Annotated in this window: 18 protein-coding genes; 13 read left to right on the top strand and 5 right to left on the bottom strand. The window is 74.6% G+C overall.

Features of this window, described 5'->3' with window-relative positions; all coding sequences use genetic code 11:
* The first annotated feature begins 305 nt into the window (after nucleotides 1–305).
* The 4 genes from ACGF5G_RS20110 to ACGF5G_RS20125 all read left to right on the top strand — a co-directional run bounded on the left by ACGF5G_RS20110 (nucleotide 306) and on the right by ACGF5G_RS20125 (nucleotide 3,169).
* Nucleotides 306–515 carry a helix-turn-helix domain-containing protein gene (locus ACGF5G_RS20110; RefSeq protein WP_007465625.1) on the top strand — a complete coding sequence of 70 codons (210 nt, stop codon included), beginning with the start codon at nucleotides 306–308 and terminating at the stop codon, nucleotides 513–515.
* A gap of 219 nt (nucleotides 516–734) precedes the next feature.
* Nucleotides 735–836 (top strand): 30S ribosomal protein bS22, encoded by a 102-nt coding sequence (locus ACGF5G_RS20115; protein WP_007465623.1) that lies wholly within the window; start codon nucleotides 735–737, stop codon nucleotides 834–836.
* Nucleotides 837–956: 120 nt separating this feature from the next.
* Nucleotides 957–2,030 carry an NAD-dependent epimerase/dehydratase family protein gene (locus ACGF5G_RS20120; protein ID WP_393264794.1) on the top strand — a complete coding sequence of 358 codons (1,074 nt, stop codon included), beginning with the start codon at nucleotides 957–959 and terminating at the stop codon, nucleotides 2,028–2,030.
* Between the two features lie 257 nt (nucleotides 2,031–2,287).
* Nucleotides 2,288–3,169, top strand: a complete 882-nt coding sequence (locus ACGF5G_RS20125) for a lysophospholipid acyltransferase family protein (protein ID WP_393265031.1) — start codon at nucleotides 2,288–2,290, stop codon at nucleotides 3,167–3,169.
* A gap of 18 nt (nucleotides 3,170–3,187) precedes the next feature.
* On the opposite strand, the gene ACGF5G_RS20130 is transcribed toward ACGF5G_RS20125, so the two are convergent.
* The 3 genes from ACGF5G_RS20130 to ACGF5G_RS20140 all read right to left on the bottom strand — a co-directional run bounded on the left by ACGF5G_RS20130 (nucleotide 3,188) and on the right by ACGF5G_RS20140 (nucleotide 6,304).
* Nucleotides 3,188–4,063, bottom strand: coding sequence for an HAD family hydrolase (locus ACGF5G_RS20130; protein WP_393264797.1), 876 nt, complete (start codon nucleotides 4,061–4,063; stop codon nucleotides 3,188–3,190).
* Between the two features lie 120 nt (nucleotides 4,064–4,183).
* A complete protein-coding gene (locus ACGF5G_RS20135) occupies nucleotides 4,184–5,059 on the bottom strand; it encodes a DUF5667 domain-containing protein (RefSeq protein ID WP_393264800.1) in 876 nt (291 codons plus the stop codon).
* 288 nt (nucleotides 5,060–5,347) lie between these two features.
* Nucleotides 5,348–6,304, bottom strand: a complete 957-nt coding sequence (locus ACGF5G_RS20140) for an ECF subfamily RNA polymerase sigma factor, BldN family (RefSeq protein WP_393264802.1) — start codon at nucleotides 6,302–6,304, stop codon at nucleotides 5,348–5,350.
* Between the two features lie 561 nt (nucleotides 6,305–6,865).
* Here ACGF5G_RS20140 and ACGF5G_RS20145 point away from each other — a divergent pair.
* The 3 genes from ACGF5G_RS20145 to ACGF5G_RS20155 are packed head-to-tail and all read left to right on the top strand — an operon-like array spanning nucleotide 6,866 to nucleotide 9,617.
* Nucleotides 6,866–8,662, top strand: a complete 1,797-nt coding sequence (locus tag ACGF5G_RS20145) for an AMP-binding protein (protein ID WP_393264805.1) — start codon at nucleotides 6,866–6,868, stop codon at nucleotides 8,660–8,662.
* The gene (locus ACGF5G_RS20150) at nucleotides 8,655–8,906 is read left to right on the top strand and encodes a glutaredoxin family protein (RefSeq protein WP_350707036.1); all 252 of its coding nucleotides are present in this window, start codon (nucleotides 8,655–8,657) and stop codon (nucleotides 8,904–8,906) included. Before ACGF5G_RS20145 ends, ACGF5G_RS20150 begins: the two co-directional genes overlap by 8 nt.
* A 60-nt stretch (nucleotides 8,907–8,966) precedes the next feature.
* Complete coding sequence (locus tag ACGF5G_RS20155; RefSeq protein ID WP_393264807.1) at nucleotides 8,967–9,617, top strand: HAD family hydrolase; 651 nt, start codon at nucleotides 8,967–8,969, stop codon at nucleotides 9,615–9,617.
* A 9-nt stretch (nucleotides 9,618–9,626) separates the two neighbouring features.
* Here ACGF5G_RS20155 and ACGF5G_RS20160 read toward each other — a convergent pair whose 3' ends face one another.
* Nucleotides 9,627–10,280, bottom strand: a complete 654-nt coding sequence (locus ACGF5G_RS20160) for a response regulator transcription factor (protein WP_350707040.1) — start codon at nucleotides 10,278–10,280, stop codon at nucleotides 9,627–9,629.
* Between the two features lie 25 nt (nucleotides 10,281–10,305).
* A complete protein-coding gene (locus ACGF5G_RS20165; RefSeq protein WP_393264809.1) occupies nucleotides 10,306–11,607 on the bottom strand; it encodes a sensor histidine kinase in 1,302 nt (433 codons plus the stop codon).
* Nucleotides 11,608–12,072: 465 nt separating this feature from the next.
* Here ACGF5G_RS20165 and ACGF5G_RS20170 point away from each other — a divergent pair, with 465 nt between their 5' ends.
* The 6 genes from ACGF5G_RS20170 to ACGF5G_RS20195 form a co-directional block, all read left to right on the top strand.
* Nucleotides 12,073–12,843 carry a redox-sensing transcriptional repressor Rex gene (locus tag ACGF5G_RS20170; protein WP_393264812.1) on the top strand — a complete coding sequence of 257 codons (771 nt, stop codon included), beginning with the start codon at nucleotides 12,073–12,075 and terminating at the stop codon, nucleotides 12,841–12,843.
* Nucleotides 12,840–14,234, top strand: coding sequence for a glutamyl-tRNA reductase (locus ACGF5G_RS20175; RefSeq protein WP_393264814.1), 1,395 nt, complete (start codon nucleotides 12,840–12,842; stop codon nucleotides 14,232–14,234). Before ACGF5G_RS20170 ends, ACGF5G_RS20175 begins: the two co-directional genes overlap by 4 nt.
* A complete protein-coding gene (hemC, locus tag ACGF5G_RS20180; protein ID WP_393264816.1) occupies nucleotides 14,231–15,226 on the top strand; it encodes a hydroxymethylbilane synthase in 996 nt (331 codons plus the stop codon). Before ACGF5G_RS20175 ends, hemC begins: the two co-directional genes overlap by 4 nt.
* Complete coding sequence (locus ACGF5G_RS20185; RefSeq protein WP_357457454.1) at nucleotides 15,223–16,803, top strand: uroporphyrinogen-III synthase; 1,581 nt, start codon at nucleotides 15,223–15,225, stop codon at nucleotides 16,801–16,803. The genes hemC and ACGF5G_RS20185 overlap by 4 nt, the downstream gene beginning before the upstream one ends.
* A gap of 22 nt (nucleotides 16,804–16,825) precedes the next feature.
* Nucleotides 16,826–17,809, top strand: a complete 984-nt coding sequence (gene hemB / locus ACGF5G_RS20190; protein WP_393264819.1) for a porphobilinogen synthase — start codon at nucleotides 16,826–16,828, stop codon at nucleotides 17,807–17,809.
* 592 nt (nucleotides 17,810–18,401) lie between these two features.
* The coding region (locus tag ACGF5G_RS20195; protein WP_393264821.1) for a hypothetical protein at nucleotides 18,402–18,594 on the top strand (193 nt) is incomplete at its 3' end.

Consider the following 18,594-nt stretch of genomic DNA (forward strand, 5'->3'; position numbering starts at 1 on the left):
CCGGAACCACCGGGCGCCTTCCGCGCGACGGGGGCGGCTCGTGAGCGCGGCGAGGCGGGTGGCGCTCGGCTCCCGGTGGTCGCGCCGCGGGCGGAACGAGGGCCGACCGGACGCCGGGCGCAACAGGTTCGACAACGACGTAGCCGGTCGGGTGGACCGACCCCCCGAACCATGATCAGTTGTACGAAGGGATCGCGCCGGTCACAGCCGCCCCGCTACCGTACTGGTAACACGCGCGTCGCCGGTCCGGGCGGGGAGGATCCCGTCCGGTGGCACGCGCCGGGCATGGGATGGGTCGGTGAGCCATGGCCGGGTCGCAGTCCGACGGTCGGCTGTCGGAGGTCAAGTTCCTGACCGTCGCCGAGGTGGCGACGGTCATGCGGGTGTCGAAGATGACGGTCTACCGCCTGGTGCACAGCGGTGAGCTCACCGCGGTCCGGGTCGGCCGGTCGTTCCGGGTTCCCGAACACGCGGTGCACGAATACCTGCGGGGTGCCTTTCAGGAGACCGCCTGAGCCGCCCGCGGGCCACCCGTCGAGTGCGACGTAACGGGCATCGACGGGGGCGCGTTGGTCCTGCTGACGCTCTCCCGCTACCCTGGACCCCGACCGTGACCGCAGATGCGCCCCGCCGCATGTCCCGCTGGCCCGGTCCGCTGTCCGCACGCGGTCGTCGACGGCACCCGATGGTGGTGTCATCCGGTCGCCCCGCATGTTGCATCGAAAGGCTGTCGTATGGGCTCGGTGGTCAAGAAGCGCCGCAAGCGCATGGCTAAGAAGAAGCACCGCAAGCTGCTGCGCAAGACCCGCGTCCAGCGTCGCCGTCTCGGCAAGTGACCGGGGCCGGGCCGCTGCCCGGCACCCGTCGTCACTTGCCAACTGTCGACCCTCGGAGGCTCAGGTGATCAGGCCGTGGATGTCCCGGCTCGATCCCGCCTGCCGGGGGAGGTGCGCGACATGACCCCCGGTGGCACCCCAGGTGCCCCGGGGGTCGTCGTCGTGACCGGGGTCAGCCGCTACCTCGGCGCGCACGTCGCCGCCCGGCTCGCCGCCGACCCGCGCATCGAGCGGGTCATCGGCGTGGATCCGTCGGAGCCGGCCGCCGAGTTCACCGACCTGCTCGACCGTGTCGAGCGCGTCCGCGTCGACGCCGGCTCGCTCGGCGGTCTCCTCGCCGACCTCGACGTCGACGCCGTGGTCCACCTCGCCCTCGTCACCGCCCCGGACCAGCAGCACGGCGGTCGCGCGGCGATGAAGGAGCAGAACGTCATCGGCACGATGCAGCTCCTCGCCGCCTGCCAGCGGGCGCCCCGGCTGCGCAAACTCGTGGTCCGCTCCTCGACGGCCGCGTACGGGGCGTCGTTCCGCGATCCGGCCGTCTTCACCGAGGAGACCGAGCCGCGCGAGGTGCCGCGCGGCGGCTTCGGCCGCGACATCCTCGACATCGAGGGGTACGTCCGCGGCTTCCGCCGCCGCCGGCCCGACGTCACCGCCACGGTGCTGCGCTTCGCGCCGTTCATCGGCTCGACCGCCGACACCACCCTCACCCGCTACTTCTCCCAGCCGGTCGTGCCCACCGTTTTCGGCCGCGACCCCCGGCTGCAGTTCCTGCACTTCGACGACGCGTTGGAGGTGCTGCACCGGTCGATCGTCGAGGACCATCCGGGGACGTACAACGTGGCCGGTCCCGGGGTGCTCTCCCTCTCCCAGGCGATCCGCCGGGCGGGCCGGGTCGCCGTGCCGGTGCTGGAGCCCGGCCTCTCCGGGGCCGTCGCGTTCGCCCGCAACCTCGGCTTCGGCCGCTACGGCCTGGACCAGGTCGACCTCTTCGTGCACGGCCGGGTCGTCGACACCACCCGCCTGGAGCGGGAGTACGGCTTCACGCCCCGCACCACCGCCGCCGCGTTCGACGACTTCATCCGCGCCCACCACGGTGGCGTCGTGGTGACCCGGGACCAGTTGGCGGTCGCGGAGCACCTCGTGCTGGAGGGGATCCGGCAGGTCCGGGCCGCCGTGCGGGAGCGTTCGTGAGCGAGCCGGAGGAGCGGCGCGACGGCCGCTACGACGTTCCGCTGACCGTCGCCGAGCCGGGCGCGGAGCCGGCGCGGGCGAACGGGCACCGCCGGGCCGCCACGGCCGACGAGCCGGACACCGCCGCCACCGACGAGCCGGTAGCGGCCACCGCTGGCAGCAGGGACGAGCCTGGCGGGCCTGCCGCGTCGGGCGCCACGGACGAGCCCGGCGAGCCGGCCGCGACGGAGGCCGACCGGCCGGGCGGGGCCGGGGACGTGCCGGCGACGACCGGGCCGGCGGTGCCGGACCGACCGGGCGACCACTGGGACCGCCGGGTCGCCAAGGGGCTTGCGTTCCTGCGCCGCCGACTCTCCGGCGACTACGAGGTCGACGAGTTCGGCTTCGATCCGGAGATCACCGAGGCGGTCTTCCACCCGCTGCTGCGGGTGCTCTACCGGGACTGGTTCCGCACCGAGGTCACCGGCCTGGAGCACGTGCCCGCCGAGGGCGCCGGCCTGGTCGTCGGCAACCACTCCGGCACCGTGGCGCTGGACGCGCTGATCCTTTCGGCCGCCCTGCACGACCAGCACCCGGCCCACCGCTACCTGCGGCTGCTCGGCGCGGACCTGGTCTTCCGGATGCCGGTCGTCTCCGAGCTCGCCCGCAAGACGGGCGGGACGGTCGCCTGCAACCCGGACGCGGAGCGGCTGCTCGGCAACGGCGAGCTGGTCGGCGTCTTCCCGGAGGGCTTCAAGGGCATCGGCAAGCTCTACGCCGAGCGCTACAAGCTGCAACGCTTCGGCCGGGGCGGGTTCGTCTCGGCGGCGCTGCGCACCGGCACCCCGATCGTGCCGGTCGCCATCGTCGGCGGCGAGGAGATCTATCCGATGCTCGCCGACATCAAGCCCCTGGCGCGGCTGCTCAAGCTGCCCTACTTCCCGGTCACCCCGACCTTCCCGTGGCTGGGGCCGCTGGGCATGGTGCCGCTGCCGAGCAAGTGGCTGATCGAGTTCTGCCCGCCGATCCCCACCGCGCACCTGACGGACTCCGCCGACGACCCGCTCGTGGTGTTCAACCTGGCCGACCAGGTGCGGGAGACGATCCAGCAGACCCTGCACAAGCTGCTCGAACGCCGGCCGGACCCGTTCGGCCCGTGACGCGGGCGGCCGGCGACGTCAGCCGTTGCGGCGGCGCCGGTGCAGGGCCATACCGGCAGTGACCGCCCCGGCCAGCAACCCGGCGGCGGCGGTGGACGGCACCACGATCTTCACGGCGCGCCGGCCGGTGCGGAAGTCGCGTACCTGCCAGCCGCGCTGCCGGGCCTCCCTGAGCAGGGCGGCGTCGGGGTTCACCGCCACCCCCCGACCCACGGTGGAGAGCATCGGCAGGTCGTTGCAGGAGTCGCTGTAGGCGGTGCAGCGGGCCAGGTCCAGCCCCTCCACCGCGGCGAGCTGGGTGACCGCCTCGGCCTTCGCCGGGCCGTGCATCAGGTCGCCGACCAGCCGGCCCGTGTACGCCCCGTCGACCACCTCGGCGACCGTGCCGATCGCGCCGGTCAGGCCCAGCCGGGCGGCGATCACCCGGCCGATCTCCACGGGCGCGGCGCTGACCAGCCAGACCCGTTCGCCGGCGTCCAGGTGCCGCTGGGCCAGCTGGCGGGTGCCGCCCCAGATCCGGGGGGCCATCAGCTCGTCGAAGATCTCCTCGGCGAGGCGCTCCACGTCGTCCACCCGCCAGCCCTCGACGAACGCGAGGGCGGCCTCCTTGGCCTGCGACATGTCCCCGGCGTGCTCGGTGGCGAGCAGCCGGAAGCGAAGCTGCTGCCACGCGAACCGGGCCAGGTCGGTCGTGGTGAAGTACTTGCGCGCGGCGAGGCCCCGGGCGAACCAGTAGATCGACGCGCCCTGCATCATCGTGTTGTCGACGTCGAAGAAGGCCGCCGCGGTCGGATCCGGCTGCGGCGGAGCCAGGGGTGCCAGGTCGGTCTCCGCCCAGCCGGCGGTGTGACCGTGGACGTCGGTGCTGACCGTCACCTTGCGGCTGCGGGCCACGCGACCTCCCTCTGCTGACCGGGCGCGGCGTGCGCCTGCCACTGGTCGAGGGTAGCCGGGCGACGGTTGCCGACGGCCGCCCGGCGGGTGAACTGTGGCGTGGACGGCGCGCCGGGCAGGTCAGCGACCGCCGGGGCAGGTGGCGGGGGCCGGGCCGAGGGAGTCGCTGCCGACGGGGGCGGGCAGGCCGCAGGAGATCGCCGCGCGGAGCGCGTCGGAGCGCTTGCGGACCGCGTCCAGCAGGGCCAGCGAGCGGCGGGTCCGGTCCCGGTCGGCCCGGGTGCCGGCGTCGAGGAGATCCCCGACCGCCCGCCGCTGCCCGGTGAGGAAGGAGTTGACCGCGTCCAGCGCCGCCAGGTCGGAGCGCTGCACCGCGGCGGTGGTCAGCAGGCGTACGCCCTGGCGGGTGCCCGCGTCCATGTCGTCCAGCACGGCGCTGTAGCCGTCCCGGTCCCCGTGCAGCGCGGCGGCCTCGGCCAGCCGGGTGCGGGCGAAGTCCAGGAAGAGCTGACCTCGGCTGATGTCCGAGCTGGCCAGCGCGAGCTGGGCCCGTTCCGTCGAGCGCTTCATGCCGTACAGCGCGTCACCGGGGACCGCGTTCTCGCTCGCGGCGGAGATGCCGGAGAGGGCGACCGCGCCGGCCGCGACGCCGACCAGGATGGCGCCGCGGGCACGGGCCCGGCGGGCGGTGACGGCAGGCAGCAGGCGGCTGCGACCGGTGTCGGCGGCACCCGGCTCCGGCGCGGCGGCGGTCGCCGGGGCGCCGATGCCCTCGCGTTCGGCCGTGGCCAGCAGCATGGCGCGCAGCCCGGTGCGGAACTCCGGGTCCACCTCGACGGCCGGCGGGGCGGCGCCGAGCCGCTGCCCGACGGCGACGAGCGCGGCGAGCTGGTCGTCGGCGCGGGAACGGACGTGGTGCCGCCGGCCGCCGTTGGCCTCGTCGAGAAGCTGCGCGAAGCGCTCCGCGCGCCGACGGGAGAAGAGGTCGCTGTCCACCGCAGGCACCTCCTCTCGCTGGTCACGGCCGGTCGGCCGCTGTCGTCGCCAGCGACCGGTGACGGCGTGACACCACGGACGAACGTCGTGGCCGGCCACGCTGCCGGACCTCGGAACCCGGGGGGATGCCGGGGCTACCACCGGTCGCACCCGGAGAAACGGTCCGCACCGGGCATGGGTTACGGGCCCGCCGGGTGCGAAATCACGGAAAGTGATTGCCGTCACGGCGCGGGGAGGGTGGTGAGCTGGGCGAACGAGGATCGACGCCCGTCGGTCCCGTCGCCGGGACTACGGCTGGAAGCCGTCCGGCAGCAGCCGCGCCAGCGCCCGTACCGCGCGGTACTGCAACGCCTTGATCGCGCCCTCGTTCTTGCCCATCGCGCGGGCCGTCTCGGCCACGGAGAACCCCTGCAGGAAGCGGAGCACGATGCACTCCTGCTGCTCGGGGTTGAGCTGCTTGACGGCGCTGAGCAGGGCCACGTTGGTGATGTGCTCGACGACCGCCGCCTCCGGGCTGCCCTCCGGGCCCCGGTCCTCGCGATCGGCGTCCAGCACGTCGCCGGTGGTCACCTCCAGCCGGTAGCGGCCGGACTTGAAGTGGTCGGCCACCAGGTTGCGGGCGATGGTGACCAGCCACGCGCCGAGGTCCCGGCCCTGCCAGGTGAAGCTGCCGATCCGTTTGAGGGCGCGCAGGAAGGTGTCGGAGGTGAGGTCCTCCGCGAGCTGGCGGTTGCCGACCCGGAAGTAGACGAACCGGAACACCGTGTCGACGTACCGGTCGTAGATCAGCCCGAACGCCTCGGACTCGCCCGCTTGGGCGCGTTCGACCAGGGCCCAGACCTCGGTCGCCGGGTCGGACGGGTCCGGTCGGCTGGGGAAGCCCGTCGAGGCGGCGGGGGCGGCGGTCGCCGGCACCGCCGGGATCACGGCCGTCTCCGCGGCCGACTGCTCGGACGCCGTCGACGGTTCCGTCGTGCGGCGGCCCTGCGCCGGCATGGTGGGCCGGGCCGGCGCGACCACCCGGCCGCCGGCCGGCTTGGCGTTGCCCCCCGGTGTCGCGGGACGCGGTGGCGGTTCGTTGTGGTGCGGCCGGTGGCGGATCCGGCTCGACGTGCCCTCGCCGCGGAGCGCGAGGCTGCCCGTGTCGTCCAGCGGGCCCCGGGTGGCGGGTCGCTCGTTGAGCGGGGCGCGGGTCGCCGGGTTGGTCAGGCCGAGCGGCCGTTCCGCGTAACCGAAGGTCGTCACCGCGCCGCCTCCGTCCCGCCGGCCACGGGCCGCGCTGGTCGGCGCGTCGCCGTCGCGCCGCCACCCGGGCGGTCGGGCAGGGCTGGCTCGGGGCGTGCCGACGGGCGGCAGATCCCCTTGAGGTGCTGGTCCAATGCGCTCACAGGCACGGGGGCCTCCTCGGGCTGAGGGGTGTCGACTCACGGCAAATGGGGTGAGCCGACCCGAGTGATGATAGGGCCAACGTCACCCGCGCGTGGCAAGTCCGTTACACAGGGCGGAAGTATTTCCCGCCGCGTCGCACAAATGGCGGACCGGTTGTCCGTCGCGTGCGGTTGACATTCGGATTGCCGCGTGATCCTGAAGGGATTTCCAGCTCAGCGGGCACGCCGGCCGGCGCGGGGCGGGCGGGCGACGCGAAGGTCGACTCAGGAGCGTCCCGGGTGCACGGCACGCCGGCGTGTCCCGTACACGGGACCGGATCCGTCTCGTCCGCGCGCCCCGGGGCGTCCTGTCGGCGGGACTCGCCGCGGCGGCGGCGCGTCCGACGGTCCCTCGGGCGCGGCCCGGGCCGTCGCGGGCATGGCCCGAGACCCCGGCGCTGTGCCAGACTCAGCCACCGTGCAGGACGCATCCGACAGCATCGCGTCGAACCTCGCCGACCGGGTCCGCCGGGCGGCCGCCGCCCACGGCGACCGACCCGCGCTGCACTGGCGCGAGCGGACCCTGACCTGGTCCGAACTGGACGCCTCGGTGACCGCCGCCGCCCGGGCCCTGGCGGACCTGACCGGGAATCCGCCCGCCGGGACGGCGCCGACCGAGGCCCCGCCCGCCGGGGCGGCACCGACCGGGACCCCGCCCGCCGGGGCGGCAGCGGGCCCGTCCGCCGCCGTCGACCGGCACCCGCCCCGGGTCGCCATCGCGCTCGGCAACTCGCCGGACTTCGTGGTCGGCTACCTGGGCGCGCTGCGCGCCGGGCTGGTGGCGGTGCCGGTCAACCCCGGCCTCACCGCCCCCGAGCTGCGGCACGTGCTGGCCGATTCCGGCGCCTCGGTCCTGATCGGCACGGAGCGGGTGCGCGACCTCGTCGCCGACGTCGCCGGGGAGCTGCCCGCGCTCACCGCCGTGCACGGCGCCCCGCCGATGACGGACGGCGGGGGTCCGTTCCCCCACCGGGGCGGCGACGACCTGGCGGTGCTGCTCTACACCTCCGGCACGGAGGGGCGGCCGAAGGGCGCGATGCTCACGCACCGGGCGCTGGCGGCCAACCACGAGCAGGTGGACCGCATCGACCCGCCGGTCGTCGGCCCGGGCGACACCGTGCTGCTCGCGCTGCCGCTGTTCCACGCGTACGGGCTGAACTCGGGGCTGGGCGCGGTCGTCCACCATGGCGCGACCGGGGTGTTGGTCGACGACCTCGGCCCCGACGCCGGGCTGGCCGAGATCGCCCGCCACCGGGTCGGCGTGCTGGTCGGCGTACCGTCGATGGTGGCCGCCTGGTCCACGGCGGACGCCGGCGCGGTCGCCGCGGCCATGGCGTCGGCGCGGCTCGTGGTCTGCGGCGCGGCGCCGCTGGAGCCGGCCGTCGCGGCCCGCTTCGCCGAGGTCGCCGGCCGTCCGGTGCACGTCGGGTACGGCCTGACCGAGACCGCGCCGGTGCTCACCTCCACCCTCGTCGGCGGCGAGCCGAAGGCCGGCTCGATCGGCCGCCCGCTGCCCGGCGTCGAGTTGCGCCTGGTCGGGACGGACGGGGCCGACCTGTGGCGCGACGGCGCGGCCGAGCCGGACGAGGACGCCGACGAGCTGGACCTCTCCGACGCCGCGCCGGGCACGGACCCGGGCCAGATCGTGGTGCGCGGGGCGAACCTCTTCTCCGGGTACTGGCCGGACGGCCGGGGCGGGCCGGACGCCGACGGCTGGTGGGCCACCGGCGACGTCGGGTACGCCGACTCCGACGGCGACCTCTTCCTGGTCGACCGGGTCGGCGAGCTGATCCTGGTCAACGGGTTCAACGTGTACCCGCGCGAGGTCGAGCTGGTGCTCTCCGCCCATCCCGGCGTGGCCGAGTCGGCGGTACTGGGTGTGCCGCACCCGCGGACCGGCGAGACTGTCCGGGCGTACGTGGTGCCGGCGCCGGGGGGCCCGGTCACGGGCGAGGAGCTGCTCGCCCACTGCGCCCGCAACCTGGCCCGGTTCAAGTGCCCGACCGCCGTCGAGTTCGTCGACGAGCTGCCGCACTCGGTGATCGGCAAGGTACGCAAGACCCTGCTCCGGCCGGCGTCGTCCCCGGCGGCACCGGCGCCGTCGCCGGCGGCGTCGCCGGAGAACCGTCCGCCGGCCCCGGCCGGCACCAGCACCACGGAGGAGACCGATGCGTGAGCCCCGACTCACCCTGATCACCCGGCCCGGCTGCCACCTCTGCGAGGACGCGAAGGCGGCGCTGGACCGGGTGGTGGCGGTCACCGGGGACCGGTGGACCGAGAAGGACGTCACCGACGACATCGAGCTGGAACGCGAGTACGGCGACCGCCTGCCGGTGGTGCTGCTCGACGGCAAGGAGCACGGCTACTGGCGGGTGGAGGAGGAGCGGCTGCTGCGGGACCTGACGACCCCGCAGTTGTAGCGCCGCCGGGACCGCCGGGCCGGTCAGGGCGGGTCGGTGTCGCCGGTTTATGGTGCTGCGATGACCCCTGCGCACCGCCACCTGGTCTGGGACTGGAACGGCACCCTGCTCAACGACCTCCACCTGGTGGTCGCCTCCACCAACGTCGCCTTCGCCAGCGTCGGCGGGCCCGCGGTCACCGCCGACGAGCACCGGGTCAGGTTCCGCCGGCCGATCGCCGACTACTACGCCGACGTGCTCGGCCAGGCGGTCGACGACGACGAGTTCGGCCGGCTGGACCGGATCTTCCACGACGCGTACCGGACCGGGCTGACCACCTGTGAGCTGGCGCACGACGCCACGGTCGCGATGGCGGCGTGGCGGGGCAACCAGTCCCTGCTCTCGATGTGGTTCCACGAGGAGCTGGTGCCGACGGTGCGGACGTACGGGCTCAGCGGGCACTTCGTCCGGGTGGACGGGCTGCGGGCCACCGTCGGCGGCGACCGCAAGGCCGAGTCGCTCCGCAACCACCTGGCCGAGCTGGGCGTGGCCGGCCGGGACGTGGTGCTGATCGGGGACTCCGTCGACGACGCCGACGCCGCCCTGTCGGTGGGCGGTCGCGCCGTGCTCTACACCGGCGGGTTCACCGACCCGGCCCGCCTGCGCGCCTCCGGCCACCCGGTCGCCGACACCCTCACCGAGGCCGTGGCCCTGGCGGCCGCCCTGCCCTGACCGGCGGGGTCAGTTGCGCAGGTAGGCGAGGACGGCCAGGACCCGGCGGTGCTGCTCCGTGTCGGGCGGGAGCTGGAGCTTCGTGAAGATGTTCCGGACGTGCTTCTCGACGGCGCCGTCGGTGACCACCAGGGTGCGCGCGATCGCCGTGTTCGAGCGGCCCTCGGCCATCAGGGCGAGCACCTCGCGTTCACGCGGGGTGAGCTCGCGCAGCGGGTCGTCGCGGCGGCGCCGGGCGAAGAGCTGGCCGACCACCTCGGGGTCGAGCACCGTCCCGCCGGCGGCCACCCGGTCCAGGGCGTCGAGGAACTCGTCGATCGCGGCCACCCGGTCCTTGAGCAGGTAGCCGATCCCGCCCCCGCCGCCGCCGGTCGTGGCGAGCAGGTCGTCGGCGTACGACACCTCGACGTACTGGGAGAGGACCAGGATCGGGGTGCGGGGCACCAGCCGCCGGGCCTCCACCGCCGCGCGCAGCCCCTCGTCGGTGTGCGAGGGCGGCATCCGGACGTCGACGATCGACACGTCCGGCCGGTGCGTGACGACCGCCGCCACCAGCGCCTCGCCGTCGGCGACGGCGGCCACCACCTCGTGCCCCCGCTCGCTGACCAGCCGGACCAGCCCTTCCCGGAGCAGCACGGCGTCATCCGCGATCACGATCCGCATGGTTGAGTTGTCTACCACGTCGGGGTCACAGCGGGAGTTCCGCGCGGATTTCGGTGGGCCCGCCGGTGGGGCTGACCACGTCCAGCCGGCCACCGGCGGCGCGCACCCGGTCGGCGATGCCGACCAGCCCGTGCCCCTTGGCCAGGTGGGCGCCGCCCTGGCCGTCGTCGCCGACGCCCACCTCCAGCCGGCCGTCGCGCCGGCCCACGGTGACGTGGCACTCGGTCGCCCGGCTGTGCTTGGCGACGTTGGTCAGCGCCTCGGCCACGACGAAGTACGCCGTGCTCTCCACCGCCGGGTCGAGCCGGCCGGCGGGGCTGCCCAGCTCCGGGTCCACCCGCAGCTCGATCGGGATCAGGCCGCGCCCGGCCAGCGCCGCCAGGGCGCTGGGCAGGCCCCGGTCGACCAGGATCGGCGGCGCGATGCCCCGGGACAGGGCGCGCAGCTCGGCGAGCGTCTCCCGGGTCTGGGTGACCGCCTCGTCCAGGGTCCGCGCCGCGGCGTCGGGGTCGGAGGCGAGCTGCTGGCGGGCCCGGCTGAGGTCCATGGCGAGCCGGACCAGGCGCTGCTGCGGGCCGTCGTGGATGTCCCGCTCCAGCCGGCGCAGCGCGCTCGCCTCGGCGGAGACGGCGGCCCGCTTCTGCTCCTCCAGCACGGTGATCCGGTTGCGCATCTCCGCCACGCCGGTGAGCATGGCCCGGCCGAAGCTCGCCTGGAGCAGCGCGCAGCCGCGGGCCACGATCGGCAGGGTGATCAGGAAGAACAGCCCGATCGCGGTGTGCAGCCCGATCCGGGCGACGGTCGAGTCGCCCAGGCCGAGGAGTTGGGGGAGGCCGACGTCCTCCGGGTCGCCGTGCGGCAGCGTCCAGTCGTACGCCCAGTAGAGCGATCCGGCGACGGCGCCGGCCCACCAGACCAGCGTGACCACGAAGGTGGCGACGGCCACGACCAGCTTGAGGATGCCGTGCGCCAGGTCGAGCCAGGACTGCGCGTCCCCCATGGGCACGAAGATCCGCCGCCAGGCGCTGGCCCCGGGCTCGGGGAGCCGGTACTGCGGGCGGATCCGGGACTGGTGCAGCACGGCGGGGAGGCGGAGCCGCTCGATGTCGGCCAGCCCCCGGGCGGCGTACAGGGTGCCGCTGAGGACGGGCAGGCCGATCACCGTCACCACCAGCCCGAGGCCGGCCGCGAGGCCGACCAGCAGGACCACGAAGCTGGCCAGGGCCAGGGGGAGGCCGAGCAGCACGTAGCCGGAGTCCAGGAGGAGCTGACGGGAGATGGTCGGCGCCGGCACGGGCGGGCCGGCGGCGACGGGTACGGCGGTCATACCACGAGGCTAGGCAGCGCGGGGGTGCCCGACCCATCCCGCCGGCCGGCCTCTCCGGCGTAGGGCTGTCCCTACCGCGACGGTCCGGGCGGCGGGCGCCGCCCGCGGATGGGCGCCCCGGGTCCGACCGGCGGTGGGCCCCGGGGCCGGCGGTCGGACCCCGCCGGCCCCGGCGTGACGTGATCGGCGGCGAGCCGCGCTCGCGCGATTGGTCAGAGAAGTCGTAATTGAGCAATAATCGCCGAGCGGCGCCGGCGGAGGCCGCTGTATCGATCTTGCGGGATGGAGGGCCAGGTGGAGCCGCGTCGCGAGCTGTCAAGATCGCGATTTGTGCACGCCTTCACAAGCGCCTACTCTGTAGTTCCGACGCGCCCTGCTAGCACAGCCGGCAATCTCGGTCGCCAGCGGGAGTCCCGAAACGGCCGGCCGCTGGAGCTGGCCGAGGATCGCACCGCACGGAGTCTCATGAGTCAGCACCGTCACCCTGGCGCGCCCGGCCGCGCCGGTGCCGTACCGGCGCTCCCGGACCTGCCCGAGGCGACCGTCGCGCGGCTCCCCGAATACCTCCGTGCCCTGCACAACCTGGCCGAAAGCGGTCACGAGACCGTGTCCAGCGAGGGGCTGGCGAGTGCCGCGGGGGTGAACTCGGCGAAGCTCCGCAAGGACCTCTCGCACCTCGGCTCGTACGGCACCCGGGGCGTCGGCTACGACGTGGCGCTGCTGGTCGACCAGATCGAGTTCGTGCTCGGGCTCACCCAGCGCCGCGCGGTCGCCCTGGTCGGCGTGGGTAATCTCGGTCACGCCCTGGCCGGCTACGACGGCTTCGCCAGCCGCGGCTTCCGGATCGCCGCGCTCTTCGACGCCGACCCCGGACGCGTCGGCGAGGAGATCAACGGGCTGGTCGTCCGGCACATCGACGAGCTGCCCCGGGTCGCCGTCGAGGAGTCCATCGCCATCGGCGTGATCGCCACCCCGGCGCCGGCCGCCCAGGCGGTCGCCGACCAGCTCGTGGCCGTCGGCGTGACGAGCATCCTGAACTTCGCTCCATGCGTACTCTCGGTTCCGGAGGGGGTCGACGTGCGCAAGGTCGATTTGGCCATAGAGCTGCAGATCCTGTCCTTCCACGAGCACCGCAAGGCATCGCTGACCGCGCTTCCCGCCACCGGCGGGTCCGCCCTCACCGCCCTGCCCGGCGGGCTCGCGGCCACCGACCCGCAGGAGGCGATCGGCACGTGAAACTGCTCGTCGTCGGTGCGTCCTACCGCACCGCTCCCGTCGCCACGCTGGAGCAGCTCGCGGTCGCCCCCGCCGATCTCACCCGCACCCTGGACCGCCTGGTCGCGCAGCCGTACGTGACCGAGGCCGTGCTCGTCTCCACCTGCAACCGGGTGGAGGTCTACGCCGCCGTGTCCGGATTCCACGGCGGCCTCGGCGACATCTGCGCCGTGCTGGCCGAGCAGGCCGGGTGCCAGCCGGCCGGGCTCGCCAACCACCTCTACGTGCACTTCGACGCCGCCGCGGTGGACCACGTCTTCCGGGTCGCCGCCGGGCTGGACTCGATGGTCGTGGGCGAGGCGCAGATCCTCGGCCAGCTGCGCGACGCGTACCACTCGGCGACCGGGGCCGACACCGCCGGGCGGCTGCTGCACGAGCTGATGCAGCAGGCGCTGCGGGTCGGCAAGCGCGCCCACGCCGAGACCGGCATCGACCGGGCTGGTCAGAGCGTGGTCACCGCCGCGCTGGAACTGGCCGCCGAGCACCTCGGCAGCGACCTGGCCGGCCGCCCGGCGCTGGTGGTCGGGGCGGGCGCCATGGGCTCGCTGGGCGTGGCCACGCTGTCCCGGCTGGGTGCCGGGCCGCTCGCCGTGACCAACCGCGGCGCCGACCGGGCCGTCCGGCTGGCCGAGGCGTACGGGGCCAGCGCGACGCCGATGACGGAACTCACCACCGCACTCTCCACAGTGGACATCGTAGTGGCCGCCACCGCGGCCACGGAAGCGGTCCTCACCCGCGAGGTGGTCACCCGGGCGCTCGCCGGGCGCGACCCCGGGCGGGGGCCGCTGGTCCTGCTCGACCTGGCGGTGCCGCGCGACGTGGCGGCCGGCGTCGCCGAGCTGCCCGGCGTCGAGGTGATCGACATCGACCGGATGGCGGCGCTGCTCGCCGACGGTCCGGCCGCCGCCGACGCCGCCGCCGTCGAGCGGATCGTGGCCGGCGAGGTCGACGCCTTCCTCACCTGGCTGCGCGGGGCCGACGTGGCGCCGACCGTGGCCGCCCTGCGTGGCCGCGCCGACGACGTGGTCACCGCCGAGCTGCGCCGGCTCGCCCAGCGCCGCCCGGACCTCACCGACGACCAGCGCGCCGAGGTGGCCCGTACGGTGCACCGGGTGGTCCAGCGTCTGCTGCACCAGCCCACCGTGCGGGTCCGCCAGCTCGCCGCAGAGCCCGGCGGCGACCAGTACGCGGCCCTGCTGCGCGAGCTGTTCGACCTCCAGGTGCCGCAGACGTCGCCGGTCGACACCGTTCCCGACGTCGTGGACAGCGACGTCGTACCGCCGTTCGGCCTCGCCGACTTCCCGTCGTCGGCCGGCCCGGCCGACGTCCCGCCCACCGGAGGTGAGCGATGAGCACGCCCCTGCGCCTCGGTACCCGGGGCAGCAAACTGGCGATGGCCCAGTCCGGCCACGTCGCCGAGGCCCTGACCGCCGCCACCGGCCGCCCGGTCGAGCTGGTCGAGGTGGTCACCGCCGGCGACCGGTCCTCCGCGCCGGTGCACCGGCTCGGCGTCGGCGTCTTCGTCTCCGCCCTGCGCGACGCGCTGACCGCCGGCACCATCGACTTCGCGGTGCACTCCTACAAGGACCTGCCCACCGCCACGGCGGCCGGGCTGCACATCGCGGCGGTGCCGATCCGGCAGGACCCGCGGGACGCGCTGGTCGCCCGCGACGGTCGGACGCTCGCCGAGCTGCCGCCCGGCGCGACCGTCGGCACCGGCGCGCTGCGCCGCATCGCCCAACTGCACGCTCTCGGGATGCAGCTGGAGGTAGCCCCGATCCGGGGCAACGTCGACACCCGCCTCGCCCGGGTGCTCGGCCCGGAGGCCGACCTGGACGCCGTCGTCCTGGCCCGGGCCGGGCTGGCCCGGCTGGGGCGGACCGAGGTGATCACCGAGACGCTCGACCCGATGCTGATGCTGCCCGCGCCCGCCCAGGGTGCGCTGGCGGTGGAGTGCCGGATCGACGACCCGGACATGGTCGAGTTGCTCGCCGTGCTCGACCACGCACCGTCCCGCGCCGCGGTCGTCGCGGAGCGGGCGCTGTTGGCCACCCTGGAGGCCGGATGCTCCGCTCCGGTCGCCGCCTACGCCGTCGTCGCCGAAGGCGAGCCAACCGGCTCGGGTGCCGAGGGCGATGTTGTCCAGGAGATCTACCTGCGCGGGGCGGTGATCAGCCCGGACGGCTCGCGAGACCTCCGGCTGTCCCGCACCGGAACGCCCGCCGACGCGGCGGAGATCGGCAAGGCACTCGCCGCCGAACTCCTCGACCTCGGCGCCGACTCGATCCTCGGCCAAGAAGGACACGCCGGCCCGGGGACCCAGCAATTTGGGAGCACAGAATGACCCGCACCCGTAAGCCCGTAGGCCGCATCGCATTCGTCGGGGCCGGTCCCGGCGACCCGGGCCTGCTGACCCGCCGGGCGCACGACGCCCTGGTCGACGCCGACCAGGTGGTGTACGACCGGGGAGTCCCCGAGTCGCTGCTCGACGCCGTCCGTGCCCAGGCCAAGTCCGACGCCCAGTTCACCCCGGCCGAGGGCGCGCCGGGCGACGTGGCGAAGGTGCTGATCTCGGCGGCCCGCTCCGGGCTGAACGCGGTGCACCTGGTCGCCGGCGACCCGTTCGGCCACGAGTCGGTGGTCCGGGAGGTGCAGGCGGTGGCGCGTACCGCCGCGCACTTCGAGGTGGTCCCGGGCGTCGGCCAGGCGGAGGGCGTGGCGACCTACGCGGGCGTGCCGCTGCCCGGCGTACGCACGGCGGCCGACGTCGAGGACGTCAGCACGCTGGACTTCGACGCCCTCGCCGCGGCCGTCGGCCGGGGCTCCCTGGCCCTGGCCGTGGACGCCGGCGACCTCGCCGCGATCCGGGACGGGCTGCTCGCCGCCGGGGTGGACGGCGCCACCGGCGTCGGCGTGACCGGGGACGGCACCGGCGAGACGCAGTACACCACCACGTCGACCGTGGACTCCTTCGTCGCGGCGGCGCTCGGCTTCACCGGCCGGGTCGTGCTCACCGTCGGCGAGGGCGTCGGCCAGCGGGACAAGCTGAGCTGGTGGGAGAACCGGCCGCTGTACGGCTGGAAGGTCCTCGTGCCCCGCACCAAGGAGCAGGCCGGCGTGATGAGCGCGCGGCTGCGCGCGTACGGGGCCATTCCCTGCGAGGTGCCGACGATCGCGGTCGAGCCGCCGCGGACCCCGGCCCAGATGGAGCGGGCGGTCAAGGGCCTCGTCGACGGCCGGTACGCCTGGGTGATCTTCACCTCGGTCAACGCGGTCCGCGCCGTCTGGGAGAAGTTCGCCGAGCACGGCCTCGACGCCCGGCACTTCGGCGGCGTCAAGATCGCCTGCATCGGCGAGGCGACCGCCGACGCCGTCCGCGCGTTCGGTATCCAGCCCGAGCTGATCCCGTCGGGGGAGCAGTCCTCCGAGGGGCTGCTGGCCGAGTTCTCGCCGCACGACGAGATCCTCGACCCGGTCGGCCGGGTGCTGCTGCCGCGCGCCGACATCGCCACCGAGACCCTCGCCGCCGGGCTCACCGAGCGCGGCTGGGAGGTCGACGACGTGACCGCGTACCGGACGGTCCGGGCCGCCCCGCCGCCCGCCGAGATCCGGGACGCGATCAAGTCCGGTGGCTTCGACGCGGTGCTCTTCACCTCGTCCTCCACGGTGCGGAACCTGGTCGGCATCGCGGGGAAGCCGCACGCCCGTACCGTTGTTGCGGTGATCGGGCCCAAGACGGCGGAGACGGCGACGGAGTTCGGCCTGCGGGTCGACGTCCAGCCGCCGCACGCCTCGGTCCCCGACCTGGTGGAGGCGCTCGCCGCCTACGCCGTCGAGCTGCGCGAGAAGCTCGCCGCCATGCCGGCGAAGCAACGCCGCGGCTCGAAGGTCCAGGGGCCGACCGCCCTGAGGTTCCGGTAGTCGTCGTAGCAGGAGGCCCGTGATGCCGTACCCCGAGATCCGGCCCCGCCGGCTGCGCCGCAACGCGGCGCTCCGGCGGCTGGTGTCCGAGACCCGCGTCGACCCGGCCGAGCTGGTCGTGCCGATGTTCGTCAAGGAGGGGCTGACGGAGCCGCGGGCGATCGCGTCGCTCCCGGGGGTGCTCCAGCACTCCCGGGACTCGCTCCGCAAGGCCGCGGCCGAGGCCGTCCAGGCGGGCGTCGGCGGCATCATGCTCTTCGGGGTGCCGACGCGGCGGGATGCCACCGGGTCCGGCGGGATCGACCCGGACGGCATCCTCAACGTTGCGATCCGTGACATCGTCGCCGAGGTGGGCGACGCCACGGTGGTGATGAGCGACCTCTGCCTGGACGAGTTCACCTCGCACGGGCACTGCGGCCTGCTCACCCCCGACGGCGGCGTGGACAACGACGCCACGCTGGCGGCGTACGCCGAGATGGCGGTTGCCCAGGCCGCCGCCGGGGTCGGGGTGGTCGGGCCGTCCGGGATGATGGACGGCCAGGTCGGCGTGGTGCGCCGGGCGCTCGACGCCGCCGGCCATCAGGACGTGGCCGTGCTGGCGTACGCCGTCAAGTACGCCTCGGCCTTCTTCGGCCCGTTCCGCGACGCCGTGGAGTCGGCCCTGGAGGGCGACCGGCGCACCTACCAGCAGGACCCGGCGAACCTGCGGGAGTCGCTGCGCGAGGTCGAGCTGGACGTCGCCGAGGGCGCCGACATGGTGATGGTCAAGCCGGCGCTGCCGTACCTCGACGTGGTGTCGGCGGTCCGCGCGGCGGTCGACGTCCCGGTCGCGGCCTACCAGGTCTCCGGCGAGTACGCGATGGTCGAGGCGGCCGCCGCGAACGGCTGGATCGACCGGGAGCGGGCGATGCTGGAGACGCTCACCTCGATCCGTCGGGCCGGTGCGCAGATCATCCTCACCTACTGGGCGGTCGAGGCCGCCCAGCTCCTCCGCCAGGGCTACTGAAGCCCTACTGACGCCCCCGGCCCCGGCCCCGGCCTCGGCCCCGGCCCCGGCCTCGGCCCCGGCCTCGGCCCCGGCCAGGTCGCGCTGGACGCAGCCCTGCCCGACGACCTACGACCCGCGACCCGCGACGGCACGCCAATGTCGGCTCACCGCATGCGTGCCCGGTCCACGCATGCGGTTTCCGTTACCCAGAGCGACCAATCCAAGCGAGTCGTGAACCCCTCTCTCGAACGCTTTGCTCTGCACCCGGATACGCGCCGGCAACCGAGAGTGTCTGTTGCGTATGTGGGTGCAGAGCAAAGGGCGCATAGAGGGTTAGCCGCTCCTCGGGGCGTTCTTTGGACATGTACTGGTCAGGGCGGTGATGAGTCGGATCGTCGGCCGCGAAGCTCGGTCGGCGGCGCCAGCGCCATCACTCACAGTCACATTGAGTCTTCCGGTTGGGGATGTTACCCAGCGTGAGGGTTGGTGGGGTTGCCGGGAGCCACCCCGGTCGAAGTGGGTGCTGCCGGTTCTCCACAGGTAGGTGGGTTGTCCACAGGCCGGGGAGGCGGGATTGCGAACGGGTCCGTACGGCCGGGACCGTGACGGGATGACCGACATTTTCGCCACACCATGGGCCGACGACCGGCCGTCCCATGACGAGCAGCCCGGCTCCGACGACCAGCCCGGCTGCGAAGACCAACCGCGCTCCGACGACCAGCCCGGCTGCGAAGACCAACCGCGCTCCGACGACCAGCCCGGCTGCGAAGACCAACCGCGCTCCGACGACCAGCCCGGCTGCG

It is taken from the genome of Micromonospora sp. NPDC047730 (assembly GCF_043204765.1).
Lineage (GTDB): Bacteria > Actinomycetota > Actinomycetes > Mycobacteriales > Micromonosporaceae > Micromonospora.